The organism is Kitasatospora sp. NPDC054768, from assembly GCF_053612025.1.
Genome location: NZ_JBSHBN010000032.1, coordinates 35,554 through 49,228 on the forward strand (window position 1 = coordinate 35,554; position 13,675 = coordinate 49,228).

Genomic DNA, 13,675 nt, shown 5'->3' on the forward strand with positions numbered 1-13,675 from the left:
GGCCGGAGGTGGCCGGAGGCGTACCCACTCCTCGCCACTCTCAACGTATAGCGCACGGGGGGCCTTGCCACAAGGCCCCGGTGCTGCCGCAGAATCACCGGCTCAAGGACGCAATCCGAGGGAACGGGGAGTCACGACGTGCGAGTGGTGTTGTCGACGTACGGGTCGCGCGGGGACGTCGAGCCGATGGCCGCGCTGGCGCTGCGGCTGCGGGAACTGGGTGCCGAGGCGCGGGTGTGCGCGCCGCCGGACGAGGAGTTCGCGGCCCGGCTGGCCGAGGCCGGGGTCGAACTGGTGCCGGTAGGGCAGTCGGTGCGTTCGCTGGTCAGCGGGCCGCCCCCGGCGCCCTCGGAACTCCCCGAGCGCGCGGCCCGGTTGGTCGAGCAGTTCCACGCGGCGGTGCTCGGGGCGGCCGAGCCGGGCGGTGCGGTCGTGGCCACCGGCCTGTTCCCGGCGGTGGCCGGAGCCCAGGCGGCGGCCGAGCAGTTGGGTGCCCGCTTCACCTGCGTCGCCCTCCAGCCGACCATGTTGCCCTCCCCGCACCACCGGCCGTTCGAGTACCCGATGCTGCCGTACCCGCCGGAGGTGACCGACCCCAGGGAGCTGTGGGAGCTCAACATCGGGACGATGAACGCGCTGTTCGGCGCGGCGGTCAACACCCACCGGGCGGCCGTCGGACTGCCCGTGGCCGACAACGTCCGGGACCACGTCCTCACCGGACGGCCGTGGCTGGCCACCGACCCGCTGCTCGACCCGTGGCCGGGCCCGGGCGGGGGCGCGGCCGGCGCGGCCTGGCCCGAGACGGTGCAGACCGGCGCGTGGATCCTGCCGGACGAACGCCCGCTGCCCGCCGACCTGTCGGCCTTCCTGGCGGCCGGCGAGCCGCCGGTGTACGTCGGCTTCGGCAGCATGCCGCTGCGCGACCCGGTGGAGGCGGCCCGGGTCGCCGTCGAGGCGGTCCGGGCGCAGGGCCGGCGGGTACTGCTCGGCCGCGGCTGGGCCCGACTGGCCGAGGTGGACGGGGCCGAGGACTGCTTCGCGGTCGGCGAGGTCAACCAGCAGGCGCTGTTCCCGGAGCTCGCGGCCGTCGTCCACCACGGCGGCGCGGGCACCACCACCACGGCCGCCCGGGCCGGCGCGCCGCAGGTGCTGGTCCCGCAGATCGTGGACCAGCCCTACTGGGCCTCGCGGGTGGCGGAGCTGGGCATCGGCGTCGCCCACGACGGCCCGACCCCGACCGCCGGATCCCTCACCGCGGCCCTCCGCCACGTCCTCGCCCCCGCCACCCGTGAGCGCGCCGCCGCCGTCGCCGCCGGCATCCGCACGGACGGCGGGTGGGTGGCCGGGCAGCTTCTCCTCGTTCGGGTGGTGGGCGAGGTGTGGGAAGTCGGCCCGGCCGACTTCCCACTCCCGCCGTCCGTCTCAGGAGGGAGGCTCCGTCAGGTACCGGGCTCCGGCGTCCGGGAGCGTGTTGCCGTCCTTGTCGAAGAACTGCCAGGACTTCGCCCGCATCGTCCCCGGGCGGGCCACCACCATCGCGCGGACGGGGGAGTCGGCCACGGTGACGAACGCCGGCTCGGTGGTGCTGCCGTCCGCCCAGGTCACCACCACCCGGCCGACGTCCGGACCGAGGGAGAGCAGCACCACGTCGAGCGGGGCCACGGTGTCGCCCTTGCCCCGGTGGCCGACCAGGCCGCCGCCGAAATCGGTCCGGCTGCGCGGGTCGACCTTGCCCGGGGCCGCCTGGGTGCCCTCGGAGTCGTGGGACTGCCGCACCCCGTCCACCGTGAAGTAGACGTTGGTGACGTCGGAGTCCGGCTGCCAGTACTGCCGGACGTACTCCGGCGTCGGCTCGGGGACCGTCGGGTCGTACCGGCTGCGTTCCTCCCACACCGCCGTCGCCTGCTCGAACGCCTGCCACTGCGGAGCCTGCGGCCACAGCGCCTCCCACAGCTGCCACTGCTTGCCGTCCGGGGTCAGGCCCTGGCCCAGCAGCACCCGGACCGGGGCGAGCGGGTTCCGAAAGGCCGGGGCGGTCCCGTCCAGCGGGATGGGGGAGCCCCACCCGGGAGTGCGCTCCGGCGTGGGGCCGGGCGCCGGGGAGAGCGCGGCGCCGACGCCCGCGGCACCGATCCCGCGGGCGGGCGCCCCGCCCGGGCTCAGCTGCGTCAGCGCACCCCCGGTCAGGGCCACCACCGAGGCCAGCACCGCCGCGCCGACCACCGTACGGCGGCGGTGCCGCAGCCGGCGGCCGCCCGCCACGATGTCCGCCACCGGCGCCGGGCCGATCCTCGCGCCGGCCGCCGCCTCGGCGAGGCCGAACCCGACCCACAGGTCCTCGCCGTCGTCCGCGCCCGTACCCACCCCGTCCGGCTCCCGGTTCATGCCACTCCTCCGATCCGTGTCGTGTCCTTGAGTTCCACCAGCGCCGTGACCTGCCGCAGCCGTGCGATGCCCTTCGCCGCGTGGCTGCGCACCGCACCCACCGAGCAGCCCATGGCCGCCGCCGTCTGGCTGTCGCTCAGGTCCTCCCAGTGCCGCAGCACCACCGCCTCGCGCTGGCGCGGCGGCAGGGTGGCCAGCGCGGCCAGCAGGGCCCCGCGCTGGTCGGAGCGGGCGAAGCCGTCCTCCGCCCCCGCCGTGTCCGGCACCGCGTCCACCAGCAGCTCCGGCGCCCGGCGGCGCCACCGCCGGGCGTGCTGGTTGACCAGGATCCGCCGCACGTAGGCGTACGGATCGTCGGCCCGGCGCACCTTCGACCAGGCCGCGCAGGCCTTCTCGGCGGCGGACTGCACCAGGTCCTCGGCCGCGTACTGCTCGCCGGCCAGCAGGTACGCCGTCCGGACCAGGCGCGGCCAGGCCGCGACGATGAACGCCTGGAACCCGTCGTCCCGATCGCTCTTCGCTTCTCGCATGAGCACCTCCGATCACCTCCTTCACCCGTCCAGAGCCCCGGGGAGGCCGGAAGCGCTTACCGGGTGGGTGCGGCGGCTTCAAACTGCTTGGGTAACGGCGGCAAGGGCACTACTATCCGCCGGATGATCATTTCTCATGACGTAGCAGGCAGTGGGCCCGCCGTGGTGCTGCTGCACTCCTCGGTGTGCGACCGGCGGATGTGGGACGCGCAGTGGCAGCCGCTGATCGACGCCGGGTACCGGGTGGTCCGCTGCGACTTCCGCGGCTTCGGCGACACGCCGCTCGCGGACGGCCCGTACAGCGACACCGGGGACGTCCTGGCCCTGCTCGACCACCTGGGCATCGGGACCGCCGCCCTGGTCGGCGCCTCCCACGGCGGCCGGATCGCCCTGACGGCGGCCGCGCTGCGCCCCGAGGCGGTCACCAGGCTGGCCCTGCTCGGCGCGGGCATCCCCGGGCACCGGCCCAGCGACACCCTGCGCGCCTTCGGCGGCCGGGAGGACGAGCTGATCGAGGCCGGGGAGATCGACGCGGCCGTCGAGCTGAACGTCGAGTCCTGGCTCGGCCCGGAGGCCGACGAGCAGACGCGCGCGCACGTCCGCCGGATGCAGCGTCACGCCTTCGACGTCCAGCTGGAGGCGAAGTTCGGCTCCGACCGCGAGGACGTCGACCTCGGCCGGATCACCGCCCCCACCCTGGCCGTGGCCGGCGCCCACGACTTCCAGGACTTCCGCGACATCGCCGCCACCCTCCCCACCCTCCTCCCCGACGCCCGCCACCAGGAACTCCCCTGGGCCGGCCACCTCCCCAGCCTGGAGCGCCCGGCCGAGACCACCGCCCTCCTCCTCGCCTTCCTCGGCGAGCCCGCCCCGGCCGCGCAGTAGCGCTCACGGGCACCGGAATCCCGGTGCGGCGAGCCCGGAGCGGAAAGTCGGCCCGCCCGACCTCCGGTGCCCTTCGGTGCCGCCCACCGGCCGGGCCCGGTGGGGCGGCCTCCCGCCCCGGCCGTGCCGCGGCGTGCGGGCCACCGCTCAGCCGCCGGTGGCGGTCCGCTCCGGCGGCAACGCGGAAAAGTCGGGACTCGAACGTGTGTCGGGAGCCATGATGGCGGGGTGCACTTCACCTCGGAATCCAGCGTTGACGGCGTGACGCAGCGCCGCTTCACCCTCGACGGCGCGCCCGGGGTGCTCTGGCAGCCGGACGGATCGTCCCTCGGCGGGCGGCCGCTGGTACTGCTGGGGCACGGCGGCGGGCAGCACAAGCTGGTGCCGGGGCTGGTGGACCGGGCCCGCCGGTGCGTGCGGGAGCTCGGGTGCGCGGCGGTGGCGCTGGACGCGCCGGGGCACGGGGAGCGGCCGCGCAGTGCGCAGGACGAGCGGTTCGCCACCGAGATCGGGGAGTTGATCGCCGCAGGGCGGCCGATCAGTGCGTGGGTGGCGCGGCACACGGCAGCGCTCGCGGAGCGGGCGGTGCCGGAATGGGTGGCCGTGCTGGACGCGTTGGGCGGGCGGGCGGAGGGCCTCGGGCCGGTGGGGTACTGGGGGCTGTCGCTGGGGAGCGTGATCGGCATCCCGCTGGCGGCGGCCGAACCGCGGGTCGCCGTCGCGGTGTTCGGGCTGACGGGGCACGCCTCGCAGACGGAGGCGGCGGAGCGGGTCGGGGTGCCGGTGGAGTTCCTCGTCCAGTGGGACGACGAGCTGGTCCTGCGTGAGGGGGCGCTGGCCCTGTTCGGCGCGCTGGGTTCGCGGGAGAAGACGCTGCACGCCAACCTCGGGGGCCATGTGGGGGTGCCGGAGCTCCAACTGATGTCCTCCGAACGGTTCCTGGTGCGGCATCTGGGCCGGGTGGAGTGAGCGCGGACCCCGGCGGCGTCGATGCCAACCGTCGGTAAAACTTCGCAAAGGATTTCTCCCTGCAACGAACGCGACCCGCACTGACTTCAACAGATTGTTGCAGCTCAGTGGCCCGATGGTCACCCTCCGTGGATTTGGCATAACAGCCCGCGCCCCCTGGACTTCGCAAACCGTAGGAGTACGGTTCCGGAAGAATCGCCGGGGCCGACTTTCAGGCAGGCCGGCCGTACCGGAAAATTGGTGCGCAGCATGGATTTGCAACAGGGTGGGGAGAGCGCCTCGGTGGCGACTCGTCCGATATCCGGCAGGTGGTTCGCGGAAGTGCTGCGCGGCGTCGCGCAGGTCGATTTCATGCCGTCCGTCGTCTGCGGACTCTTCTTCGTGGCCGCACTGTTCGCCGCCGACTGGCAGTACGGCCTCTACGGGCTGCTGGGCAGTGCCGTCTCCACCGCCGTGGCGTACGGGCTCGGGCTCGACCGGGAGGCCGTCGGGGCGGGGCTGCACGGGTACAACGGGTGCCTGGTGGCGCTGGGTTGCGCCGTCCTCCTGGGCGCCGGGCGCCCCGCGACGGTCGCGGTGGCGGTCCTCGGGGCCGCCGTCGCCGTGGTGGTCGCGGCGGGACTCGGGGCGCTGCTCGCCACCTGGCGGCTGCCCGCGCTGACCGCGCCGTTCTGCCTGGTCGCGACCGCCGTCACGGCGGCCGCCCCCGGCCTCCGGCGGCTGTGGCACGGGGCGGGAGCGCCCGCCGCCCTGCCCGTTCCGGCGGAGGGGCCGACCGGGCTGGGCTGGGACCAGCTCTGGCACGGGTTCTTCGCGAACATCGGTCAGATCTTCCTCGTGCCGCAGTGGTACGCCGGCCTGCTGTTCCTGGCCGGGCTGTTCGCGGCGAGCCGGCTCGCGGGCCTGATGGCCTGCGCGGGAAGCGCCACCGGGCTACTCACGGCCTGGGCGTTCGGCGCCCCCGGCGAGGCCGTAGGGCAGGGCCTGCTCGGGTACAGCGGGGTGCTGGTCACCCTCGCGCTGTGCGGGGTGTTCCTGGCGCCCGACGCCTGGAGCGCGGCCTACGCCCTGCTCGGTGCGGCCGGCGCGACGGTGCTGACCCCGGCGCTCGGCGCGGTCTCCGCGCCCTTCGGCGGCCATGCCTTCACCTGGCCGTTCGTGCTGACCACGATGCTGTTCCTGGCGGCGGTCCCGGCCGTCCCGCGCCTGCGCCGGGTCTGATTCCGCGCCCGACGTCCCCGCAATCCCCTCACTTTCCCCACTTTCCCCGCCGCTCTCGTTTCCCTCGTTTCTCTCGCTTCTCTTCGCTTTATTTGAACTCTCGGCAGGTCGATTGCCGCGAGCACTCCCTGCCATTCATCGGATTCCCGGAAAGGACGAGTGATACCCGTGAATCTCTCGCCGCGTGAGATGGACAAGCTGTACATCTACGTCGTCGCCGACCTGGCCCGCAAACGCCGGGACCGCGGCGTCAAGCTCAACTACAGCGAGGCCTGCGCGCTGATCAGCGAGGCGATCATGGAGGGCGCCCGGGACGGCCGGACCGTCGCCGAGTGCATGGAGATCGGCAAGCAGGTCGTCGGCGGCGAGGACGTCATGCCCGGCGTGCGCGAGATGCTCCCGCTGCTCCAGGTCGAGGCGGCGTTCCTGGACGGGACCAAGCTGGTCTCCTGCCACGACCCGGTGGGTGCCTGAGCGATGACCCGGATTCAGGCCGCCACCGTGGTGCTGGCCGGTGGGCACGAGAGCGACGGTGGACGGGACCTCGCCGCCCTGGTGGCCGGCGGGTCCACCGGGCCGGCCGCCGCCCGGCACCCGTCCACGGTGCCTTCCACCACCCGGCCCCCGACCGCCGGGTGCGCCACCGTGCACGCCGTCGCCCCCGCGGGCCGTCCGCTCACCGAGGCCGTACGGTCGGCGCTCGCCGCGGCGGGCGACGGACCGGTGTGCGTCGTACCGATGACGCTCGGCCGCGACCCCGGACTGGTCGCCGACACCGCCCGGGCGCTGCGCTGGCTGGCCGCCGGGGAAGGCCGCGGACGGCTCGCGCTGACCGCCCCCTTCGCCGCCGCCGACCACCTGATCGGCTGGCTGCGCGCAGCCGCCGGCGCCGCCCCCGACGGCGCGGTGCTGGTCACCGCGCCGGCGGCCGGCCCGTTCGAGGACGCCGAGCTGTTCCGGATCGCCCGCCTCGCCCGCCAGTACGGCCGGCACCGGTGGGTCGAGGTCGCCCTCGACGGCGGCGACCCCGACCCGGCCGAGGGCGCCGAACGCTGCCGCCTTCTCGGCGCACGCGAGGTGACGGCCGTTCCGGCCTCCTTCGGGCCGGCCCTGCGCACCCCGCTGCCCGGCGTACGGGACGGCGGTCCGCTGCTGCGGCCGTCCGCCGTCGCCGGGGTGGTCGCGGCCCGGACGGCGGCGGCGCTGCACCTGCTCGGGCACGGGGAGGACGGCATCCCGGCCGGCCTCGACGCCGAGCACGGGCACGGCTACGCGCACAGCCACGGGCCGGACGAGCAGAGCCATCAGCACCATCACCAGCACCACCAGCAGCAGCACGGGAACCAGCACCAGCATCAGAACCACCAGCACCATGCGCACGACCGCCCCGGCCACCCCCGGGGACCCGCACACACCCCCACTGACCCGGCAGAAAGGAAGGCCGACCATGTCCGGTAGCGCCGCATACCTGTACGGCGAGGACCCGGTGGAGATCAACGCCGGCCGCGCCAAGGCCACCGTCACGGTCAGCAACACCGGCGACCGGGCGATCCAGGTGGGCTCCCACTACCACTTCTTCGAGGCCAACCGCGCCCTCGACTTCGACCGCAACGCCGCCTTCGGCAAGCACCTGGACATCCCGGCCGGCACCGCCGTCCGGTTCGAGCCGGGAGACACCAAGGACGTCACGCTCGCCGAGTTCGGCGGCCACCGCCGCCTGGTCGGCTTCGCCAACCTCGTGGACGGCGGCATCACCGCCCCCGCCACCCGCGCCCGCGCCGTCGACCGGGCCATCGCCCTCGGCTTCAAGGGCACCAACCCCGACCACAAGGAAGACCGGCCCCGGGACTTCCGCACGGAGACCCACCAGGAAGGCGACCGCTGATGGCTATCCTCTCCCGCAGGCAGTACACCGACCTCTTCGGCCCCACCGTCGGCGACCGCTTCCACCTCGCCGACACCAACCTCCTGGTCGAGGTCGAGCAGGACTTCAACCAGGGCCACTACGGCGACGAGGCCGTCTACGGCGGCGGCAAGGGCATCCGCGACGGGATGGCCCAGGACCCGGCCGCGACCTCGCTCCAGGGGGCGCTCGACCTGGTCATCACCAACGTGGTCGTCATGGACGCGGTGCTCGGCGTGGTCAAGGGCGACATCGGCGTCAAGGACGGCCTGATCGTCGCCGTCGGAAAGGCCGGGAACCCGCACACCCAGAGCGGCGTGCACCCGCGGCTGGTGATCGGCCCCGGCACCGAGGTGATCTCCGGCGAGCACCTGATCGCCACCGCCGGCGGCATCGACACCCACATCCACTTCATCGCCCCGCAGCAGGTGCAGGAGGCGCTGAGCAACGGCATCACCACCCTGATCGGCGGCGGCACCGGCCCGTCCGACGGCACCAACGGCACCACCTGCACCCCCGGCCCGTGGAACATCCACCGGATGTACCAGGCGGTCGAGGACCTGCCCGTCAACGTCGGACTGCTCGGCAAGGGCAACGGCTCGCTGCCCGGAGCCCTGCGCGAGCAGGTCGAGGCGGGGGCGTGCGGCCTCAAGGTGCACGAGGACTGGGGCAGCACCCCGGCCGCGATCGACAGCGCGCTGAGCGTCGCCGACGAGTACGACGTGCAGGTGGCCATCCACACCGACACCCTCAACGAGTCCGGCTACTTCGAGGACACCCTGTCCGCGATCGACGGCCGCACCATCCACACCTTCCACACCGAGGGCGCGGGCGGCGGCCACGCCCCCGACATCATGCGGATCGCCGGCGAGCCCAACGTGCTGCCGTCCTCCACCAACCCCACGCTGCCCTACACCGTCAACTCCGTGGACGAGCTGCTGGACATGGTGATGGTCTGCCACCACCTCAGCCACAGCATCCCCGAGGACGTCTCCTTCGCCGACTCCCGGGTCCGCGCCGAGACCATCGCCGCCGAGACCGTGCTGCACGACGAGGGCGTCATCTCGATCTTCTCCTCCGACTCGCAGGCGATGGGCCGGATCGGCGAGTCCTTCACCCGCGCCTTCCAGACCGCCCACCACTGCAAGGACCAGCGCGGCAAGCTGGCCGGCGACAGCGAGCGCAACGACAACGCCCGCGTGCTGCGCTACCTCGCCAAGCTCACCATCAACCCGGCCGTCGCCTCCGGCACCGCCGACCACATCGGCTCGCTGGAGCCCGGAAAGCTCGCCGACATCGTGCTCTGGCCGATCAACTCCTTCGCCGCCAAGCCGAAGATGGTCATCAAGGGCGGCGTGATCAACTGGGCGCTGATGGGCGACCCGAACGCCTCGCTGCCCACCCCGCAGCCGGTCTACTACCGCCCGATGTTCGGCCAGTACGGCCGGACCAGGCAGGCCACCCGGGTGTCCTTCATGTCGCAGGCCGCCGTCGACCTCGGGGTTCCGGCCCGACTCGGCCTGGAGAGCCGGGTGCTGCCGGTCCGGCGGTGCCGTTCGGTCGGCAAGCAGCACATGGTGCGCAACGACGCGCTGCCGAAGATCGCGGTCGACCCGGAGACGTACAAGGTCACCCTGGACGGCGAGCCCGCCACCATCGAGCCGGCCCGCGAACTGCCGCTCAACCACCTGTTCTACCTCGCGTGAGCGGAACCGATGTCGCCGACGCCGGTGGTGTTGTTGGTGTCGCTGCCGACGCCGGCGTGTCGGGGGACGGCCTGGACGCGCTGCTGGTCTGCCTCCAACTGACCGACTCGGCCTTCCCCAGCGGCTTCTACACCCTGTCGCACGGGCTGGAGGGCTACGCCCAGGCCAAGGCCGTCACCCCGGACACCCTGCCCGCGCTGCTCGCCGACCTGCTGCGGCACGGCGTCGGACCGTCCGACGCCACGGCGCTGGTCCTGGCCCACCGGGCGGCCACGGCGGGCGACTGGGAGCTGCTCGCCGAGACCGACCAGCGGCTGCACGCCACCCGGCTCAACCGCGAACTGCGCCTGGCCGCCACCCGGACCGGACGCCAACTCCTGGACATCGCCCAGGAGTCGTTGGGCGGCGAGGCGCTGGAGCGGTACGCCGCACTGGTCGCGCGGAAGCGGGCCCCCGGCTGCCAGGCGGTGGCGGCCGGGGTGGCGTACGCCTCGGCCGGCGTTCCGGTCGAACAGGCCGTCACCAGCGACCTGTTCGCGTTCTGCACCAGCTTCGTCGGTGCGGCGCTCCGGCTGCGGCTGACCGACCACCGCAAGGCGCAGGTGGTGCTGCGGGCGGCCTCCCCGGTGATCCGGGAGGTCGTCTCCGCCGCGCTGGCAAGGGACTTGGCGGACCTCGGCGGCTGCGTGCCGGTCGCGGACGCCATGTCCGGGCGGCACGAACGGGCGGAGGCCCGGCTGTTCATGAGCTGACCACTCGATGCGTACGTGTGCCACCAGAACTAACAATCCAAGGAGGAGAGTTGACCGAGAACGTGCTCCGCGTGGGCATCGGCGGGCCGGTGGGCTCCGGCAAGACGGCGCTGATCGAGGCGCTCGTCCCGGTGCTGATCGCCCGCGGCCACCGCCCGGCGGTCATCACCAACGACATCTACACCCAGGAGGACGCCCAGCACGTGCGGCGCACCCTGGCCGGGCTGCTGGACCCGGAGCGGGTGGTCGGCGTGGAGACCGGCGCCTGCCCGCACACGGCCGTCCGGGACGACCCGACGATGAACCTCGCGGCCGGCGCCGAGATGCTGGAGCGCTTCCCGGACGTCGACACCCTGCTGTTCGAGTCCGGCGGCGACAACCTCACCCTGACCTTCAGCCCGGTGCTGGTGGACCTCTTCCTCTTCGTCCTCGACACCGCCGAGGGCGAGAAGATGCCCCGCAAGCGCGGCCCGGGCATCACCGAGTCGGACCTGCTGGTCATCAACAAGATCGACATCGCCCAGTACGTCCGCGCCGACCTCGGGGTGATGGAGTCCGACGCCCACCGGGTGCGCGAGGGCGGGCCGGTGGTGCTCACCAACTGCCTGACGGGGGAGGGGCTGGAGGAGATCGCGGCCTTCCTGGAGACCTTCCGCAAGGTCCCGGCGTGACAGCCTCGTCGGCTGCCCGGGCCGTTCAGGCCGTTCGGGCCGTTCAGGTCGGTGCGGTCGGTGCGGCTGCTCCGGCCGCGAAGCCGCCCCGGCTCGACCCTCGGCACTACGAGCCGGCCCGCGTCCCGTACGAGGTCCGGCGCCACGCCGGGACGCCCGACACCCTCGCGGTCGGGCGTCCCGGCAAGGTCGGGCTGCTGGAGCTGGCCTTCGAGAAGGTCGGCGGGCGCACCGAACTCACCGGCCACTACCAGAAGTCGCCGTTGCAGATCATGCGCCCGCTGTACTTCGACCCGGCCCGCCCCGACCTCGCCGTCACCTTCCTGATGTCCACCGGCGGCGGCATCCTCCAGGCCGACCGGCTCCGCACCGACCTGCGCTGCGGCGCCGACACGGCGGTCCACCTGACCACCCAGGCGGCCACCAAGGTCTACCGGATGGAGTACGACTACGCGACGCAGCTGGTCCACCTGGCGGCGGGCCCGCGGGCCTACGTCGAGTACCTGCCCGAGCCGGTGATCCCCTTCGTCGACTCGCGCCTCTACCAGCGGACCGTCCTCACCGTCGACCCCGAGGCGACGGTGCTGGCCGGTGAGACCGTCCTGGCCGGACGGCTCGCCCGGGGCGAGCGCAACGCCTACCGGGTGTTCGCGTCCGACCTCGAAGTGCGGCGTCCGGACGGCGAGTTGGTGGCACTGGACACCGTGCGGCTGGAGCCCTCGCCGACCGGGGGCGGCGGGGTCGCCGGGCCGGCGGTGCTGGCCGGGCACGACGTGATGTCCAGCCTGTACGTCCTCAGCCCGCTCGCCCCGGCGGGCCGGATCGCGGACGCCCTGCACGAGGCCGTGGCCGACTGCGGTCAGGGTCGCGGTGAGTTGTTGTACGGGGTCAGTGTGCTGCCGCAGGACAGCGGCGCCTGGCTTCGGCTGCTCGGCTCCGACACCCGGGCCGTCGCGGCCGCCCTGCGCGCGGCCTGGGACGGGGTGCGGCAACTGCTGATCGGGGTGCCGGCGCCGCAGCTGCGGAAGACGTAGCACCGCTCGACGGCGGCACCGCCGGCGGCAACCCGGTCTCGCCGGCCGCCGCCGGTGGGACCGCCCACCGCGCCGGCCGCGCCGACGTACTCGCCCTCGGTTCCCTGCCGTCGCCGGCGTCGTCCTGACCCGGCGGGGGACCCGCCCGGCCTGCCCGGGGGATTCGTCCGAGCGGGCTCAGGGCCCGTCCGAGCCGCCCGGATCCATCGCCGCGAGCCGGGCGATCTGCCGGTGGCTCAGCTCGACCGTGCGGTTCATGTGCCGTAGCAGGAAGTCGAGTTCGACCTCGGTGTCCTCGGCGAAGGCGGCCACCCAGTCGGTGGACAGCTCGCGCCACACCGCCCCGTAGCGCTCCAGCGCCTCGGGGCGGACCGCGACCAGCACCCGCCGCCGGTCCGCCTCGTCGCGCTGCCGGGTGACCAGCCCGGCCTTCTCCAGCCGGTCGACCAGCCGGGTGGCCGAGCCGCTGGTGAGCCCGGTGAGGTCGGCGATCCGGCCGGTGGTGACCGGCCCGTCCTCCAGGGTGAGCAGGTTGAGGCACTGGACGTCGGTCGGGTGCATGCCCAGGTGGTCGGCGACGGCCTGGTTGAACAGCACGTACGAGGCCAGGTAGCGGCGCGAGACCGGCCACAGTCGGGCCATCAGCTCGTCGCGGGACATCGTCATGGGGGAAGGGTAACCGGCCGCCCGATAATTGTTTGCGTCACGCAGAGATGACTCTCTATGTTGCCTGCATGACGCAGATAATCGAGTCCACGCCTCCCGTCGCCGTCACCGGAGCCACCGGCGCCCAGGGCGGCGCCACCGCCCGCGCCCTGCTGCGCGCCGGCCGCCCCGTCCGCGCCCTCACCCGCGAGCCCGGCTCACCCGCCGCCGCCGAACTCGCCGCCCTCGGCGCCGACGTGGTCCGCGCCGACTTCGACGACCCGGCCTCCCTCGCCGCGGCACTCGACGGCGCCGGCGCGCTGTTCGCGATGTCCACCCCGTTCGGCACCGACCCCGACGCCGAAGTCCGCCAGGCCACCGCCCTGCTGGACGCCGCCCGGGCCGCTGGAAGCGTCCGGCACGTCGTCTACACCTCCGCCACCAACGCCGACCGCTCCACCGGCATCCCGCACTTCGACAGCAAGTACCGGGTCGAGCGGCACCTGGCCGGCCTCGGCCTGCCGTGGACCGTCCTCGGCCCGGCCGCCTTCATGGACAACTACGCCAACGACTGGACCCTCCAGTCCCTCCGCGACGGCGTCTTCCACCTCCCCATGCCGCCCGGCGTCCCGCTCCCCGTGATCGCCGCCGACACCATCGGCGCCTTCGCCGCCCACGTCCTCGCCCGGCCCGCCGTCTACGCGGGCCGCCGCATCGACATCGCCTCCCAGTGGCGCACCGGCGAGCAGATCGCCGCCGCGATCACTGCGGCGAGCGGCCGGCCGATCCGCTGCGTGGAGGTGCCGCTCTCGGTCGTGGCGGGGTACTCCGAGGACCTCGCCACGATGTTCCGCTACTTCCAGGAGCCCGGCCTCACCATCGACACCGGAGCGCTGCACGCCGAGCACCCCGAGATCGACTGGCAGCCGCTGGAGACGTGGGCGGCGGCCCGCACCTGGGACCTCTGAGGGGAT

General features: G+C 73.8%; 14 protein-coding genes and 1 pseudogene. 12 read left to right on the forward strand and 3 right to left on the reverse strand.

From position 1 onward, the window contains the following. Positions 1-186: 186 nt before the first annotated feature. Positions 187-1,302 (forward strand): annotated as a pseudogene (locus ACWGKU_RS12845) (glycosyltransferase); the annotation flags it as partial. A 120-nt stretch (positions 1,303-1,422) separates the two neighbouring features. On the opposite strand, the gene ACWGKU_RS12850 reads toward ACWGKU_RS12845, so the two are convergent. Together ACWGKU_RS12850 and ACWGKU_RS12855 are read right to left on the reverse strand one after the other, a co-directional pair. Further along, positions 1,423-2,385 (reverse strand): hypothetical protein, encoded by a 963-nt coding sequence (locus ACWGKU_RS12850; protein WP_452180445.1) that lies wholly within the window; start codon positions 2,383-2,385, stop codon positions 1,423-1,425. Next, positions 2,382-2,915 carry a SigE family RNA polymerase sigma factor gene (locus tag ACWGKU_RS12855; protein ID WP_401047985.1) on the reverse strand — a complete coding sequence of 178 codons (534 nt, stop codon included), beginning with the start codon at positions 2,913-2,915 and terminating at the stop codon, positions 2,382-2,384. Before ACWGKU_RS12855 ends, ACWGKU_RS12850 begins: the two co-directional genes overlap by 4 nt. A gap of 123 nt (positions 2,916-3,038) precedes the next feature. Between ACWGKU_RS12855 and ACWGKU_RS12860 the strand changes: the two genes are divergently transcribed. The 10 genes from ACWGKU_RS12860 (at position 3,039) to ACWGKU_RS12905 (ending at position 12,056) form a co-directional block, all read left to right on the forward strand. Beyond that, entirely contained in the window at positions 3,039-3,800 is a 762-nt protein-coding gene (locus ACWGKU_RS12860) for an alpha/beta fold hydrolase (RefSeq protein WP_401047960.1), read from the forward strand. A gap of 261 nt (positions 3,801-4,061) precedes the next feature. Next, positions 4,062-4,769 (forward strand): dienelactone hydrolase family protein, encoded by a 708-nt coding sequence (locus ACWGKU_RS12865; RefSeq protein WP_401047963.1) that lies wholly within the window; start codon positions 4,062-4,064, stop codon positions 4,767-4,769. Between the two features lie 282 nt (positions 4,770-5,051). Further along, a complete protein-coding gene (locus ACWGKU_RS12870) occupies positions 5,052-5,990 on the forward strand; it encodes an urea transporter (RefSeq protein WP_452180446.1) in 939 nt (312 codons plus the stop codon). A gap of 168 nt (positions 5,991-6,158) precedes the next feature. Further along, the gene (locus ACWGKU_RS12875) at positions 6,159-6,464 is read left to right on the forward strand and encodes an urease subunit gamma (protein WP_188298983.1); all 306 of its coding nucleotides are present in this window, start codon (positions 6,159-6,161) and stop codon (positions 6,462-6,464) included. 3 nt (positions 6,465-6,467) lie between these two features. Further along, positions 6,468-7,448: a cobalamin biosynthesis protein CbiX gene (locus ACWGKU_RS12880; protein WP_452180447.1), complete on the forward strand. Its 981-nt coding sequence runs from the start codon at positions 6,468-6,470 to the stop codon at positions 7,446-7,448. Further along, positions 7,438-7,875, forward strand: a complete 438-nt coding sequence (locus ACWGKU_RS12885; protein ID WP_452180448.1) for an urease subunit beta — start codon at positions 7,438-7,440, stop codon at positions 7,873-7,875. The genes ACWGKU_RS12880 and ACWGKU_RS12885 overlap by 11 nt, the downstream gene beginning before the upstream one ends. Continuing rightward, positions 7,875-9,599: an urease subunit alpha gene (gene ureC, locus ACWGKU_RS12890; RefSeq protein ID WP_401047974.1), complete on the forward strand. Its 1,725-nt coding sequence runs from the start codon at positions 7,875-7,877 to the stop codon at positions 9,597-9,599. The genes ACWGKU_RS12885 and ureC overlap by 1 nt, the downstream gene beginning before the upstream one ends. Next, positions 9,596-10,351 (forward strand): urease accessory protein UreF, encoded by a 756-nt coding sequence (locus tag ACWGKU_RS12895; RefSeq protein ID WP_452180449.1) that lies wholly within the window; start codon positions 9,596-9,598, stop codon positions 10,349-10,351. Before ureC ends, ACWGKU_RS12895 begins: the two co-directional genes overlap by 4 nt. Positions 10,352-10,401: 50 nt before the next feature. Beyond that, the gene (ureG, locus tag ACWGKU_RS12900) at positions 10,402-11,022 is read left to right on the forward strand and encodes an urease accessory protein UreG (RefSeq protein ID WP_387689683.1); all 621 of its coding nucleotides are present in this window, start codon (positions 10,402-10,404) and stop codon (positions 11,020-11,022) included. After that, positions 11,019-12,056, forward strand: a complete 1,038-nt coding sequence (locus ACWGKU_RS12905; RefSeq protein ID WP_452180450.1) for an urease accessory protein UreD — start codon at positions 11,019-11,021, stop codon at positions 12,054-12,056. Before ureG ends, ACWGKU_RS12905 begins: the two co-directional genes overlap by 4 nt. A gap of 177 nt (positions 12,057-12,233) precedes the next feature. Here ACWGKU_RS12905 and ACWGKU_RS12910 read toward each other — a convergent pair whose 3' ends face one another. Continuing rightward, entirely contained in the window at positions 12,234-12,716 is a 483-nt protein-coding gene (locus ACWGKU_RS12910) for a MarR family winged helix-turn-helix transcriptional regulator (protein ID WP_401045387.1), read from the reverse strand. A 74-nt stretch (positions 12,717-12,790) separates the two neighbouring features. Between ACWGKU_RS12910 and ACWGKU_RS12915 the strand changes: the two genes are divergently transcribed. Then, positions 12,791-13,669: an NmrA/HSCARG family protein gene (locus ACWGKU_RS12915; protein WP_452180451.1), complete on the forward strand. Its 879-nt coding sequence runs from the start codon at positions 12,791-12,793 to the stop codon at positions 13,667-13,669. The last annotated feature ends 6 nt before the right edge of the window (positions 13,670-13,675 follow it).

Bases quoted from the DNA above. Each gene is read 5' to 3' on its own strand.
- ACWGKU_RS12880 (WP_452180447.1), top strand. From the start codon at position 6,468: ATGACCCGGATTCAGGCCGCCACCGTGGTGCTGGCCGGTGGGCACGAG.
- ureC (WP_401047974.1), top strand. From the start codon at position 7,875: ATGGCTATCCTCTCCCGCAGGCAGTACACCGACCTCTTCGGCCCCACC.
- ACWGKU_RS12850 (WP_452180445.1), bottom strand. From the start codon at position 2,385: ATGAACCGGGAGCCGGACGGGGTGGGTACGGGCGCGGACGACGGCGAG.
- ACWGKU_RS12860 (WP_401047960.1), top strand. From the start codon at position 3,039: ATGATCATTTCTCATGACGTAGCAGGCAGTGGGCCCGCCGTGGTGCTG.
- ACWGKU_RS12855 (WP_401047985.1), bottom strand. From the start codon at position 2,915: ATGCGAGAAGCGAAGAGCGATCGGGACGACGGGTTCCAGGCGTTCATC.
- ACWGKU_RS12910 (WP_401045387.1), bottom strand. From the start codon at position 12,716: ATGTCCCGCGACGAGCTGATGGCCCGACTGTGGCCGGTCTCGCGCCGC.
- ACWGKU_RS12885 (WP_452180448.1), top strand. From the start codon at position 7,438: ATGTCCGGTAGCGCCGCATACCTGTACGGCGAGGACCCGGTGGAGATC.
- ACWGKU_RS12915 (WP_452180451.1), top strand. From the start codon at position 12,791: ATGACGCAGATAATCGAGTCCACGCCTCCCGTCGCCGTCACCGGAGCC.